Origin of the sequence: Prevotella multiformis DSM 16608, from assembly GCF_000191065.1 — a bacterium.
GTDB classification, from domain to species: domain Bacteria; phylum Bacteroidota; class Bacteroidia; order Bacteroidales; family Bacteroidaceae; genus Prevotella; species Prevotella multiformis.
In genome coordinates this window covers 1-1,640 of sequence record NZ_GL872289.1, presented here as the reverse complement: position 1 = coordinate 1,640, position 1,640 = coordinate 1, and the positions used below count along the sequence as shown (strand labels likewise).

The window sequence follows — 1,640 nt, the reverse complement described above, 5'->3', positions numbered from 1 at the left end:
TGTCCGCTATCCGTCGTCCGGTCTTGTCATCACATTTTACAGTGGAGAGTTTGATCCTGGCTCAGGATGAACGCTGGCTACAGGCTTAACACATGCAAGTCGAGGGGAAACGGCGTTGAGTGCTCGCACTCTTCGGACGTCGACCGGCGCACGGGTGAGTAACGCGTATCCAACCTTCCCGTCACTGCGGGATAACCTGCCGAAAGGCAGACTAATACCGCATGGCCTTCACTGACGGCATCAGAGGTGAAGTAAAGCTTTTTAGCGGTGACGGACGGGGATGCGTCTGATTAGCTGGTTGGCGGGGCGACGGCCCACCAAGGCTACGATCAGTAGGGGTTCTGAGAGGAAGGTCCCCCACATTGGAACTGAGACACGGTCCAAACTCCTACGGGAGGCAGCAGTGAGGAATATTGGTCAATGGGCGGAAGCCTGAACCAGCCAAGTAGCGTGCAGGAGGACGGCCCTACGGGTTGTAAACTGCTTTTATGCGGGGATAAAGTGAGGGACGCGTCCCTTTTTGCAGGTACCGCATGAATAAGGACCGGCTAATTCCGTGCCAGCAGCCGCGGTAATACGGAAGGTCCGGGCGTTATCCGGATTTATTGGGTTTAAAGGGAGCGTAGGCCGGGGATTAAGTGTGTTGTGAAATGTAGGCGCTCAACGTCTGATGTGCAGCGCATACTGGTTCCCTTGAGTACGCGCAACGCCGGCGGAATTCGTCGTGTAGCGGTGAAATGCTTAGATATGACGAAGAACCCCGATTGCGAAGGCAGCCGGCGGGAGCGCAACTGACGCTGAAGCTCGAAGGTGCGGGTATCGAACAGGATTAGATACCCTGGTAGTCCGCACGGTAAACGATGGATGCCCGCTCTCGGCGCCTGGCGCCGGGGGCCAAGCGAAAGCGTTAAGCATCCCACCTGGGGAGTACGCCGGCAACGGTGAAACTCAAAGGAATTGACGGGGGCCCGCACAAGCGGAGGAACATGTGGTTTAATTCGATGATACGCGAGGAACCTTACCCGGGCTTGAATTGCAGGAGAACGATACAGAGATGTTGAGGTCCTTCGGGACTCCTGCGAAGGTGCTGCATGGTTGTCGTCAGCTCGTGCCGTGAGGTGTCGGCTCAAGTGCCATAACGAGCGCAACCCCTCTCCCCAGTTGCCATCGGGTTATGCCGGGCACTCCGGGGACACTGCCGCCGCAAGGTGCGAGGAAGGTGGGGATGACGTCAAATCAGCACGGCCCTTACGTCCGGGGCTACACACGTGTTACAATGGCCGGTACAGAGGGCTGGCGCTCCGCGAGGCGCGCCGAATCTATAAAGCCGGTCTCAGTTCGGACTGGGGTCTGCAACCCGACCCCACGAAGCTGGATTCGCTAGTAATCGCGCATCAGCCACGGCGCGGTGAATACGTTCCCGGGCCTTGTACACACCGCCCGTCAAGCCATGAAAGCCGGGGGTGCCTGAAGTCCGTGACCGCGAGGATCGGCCTAGGGCAAAACTGGTGATTGGGGCTAAGTCGTAACAAGGTAGCCGTACCGGAAGGTGCGGCTGGAACACCTCCTTTCTGGAGCGGTCGTCTTTCCGCTTCATGCGACGGGGGCGTCTCGGGTTCGTTTCCCTTCCTGTGCTGCTC

The 1,640-nt window shown here is 58.4% G+C and carries 1 rRNA gene; it reads left to right on the top strand.

The features are described 5' to 3' along the window. Window positions 1-38: 38 nt before the first annotated feature. Window positions 39-1,571: ribosomal RNA gene (locus HMPREF9141_RS12290) — 16S ribosomal RNA — on the top strand. The last annotated feature ends 69 nt before the right edge of the window (window positions 1,572-1,640 follow it).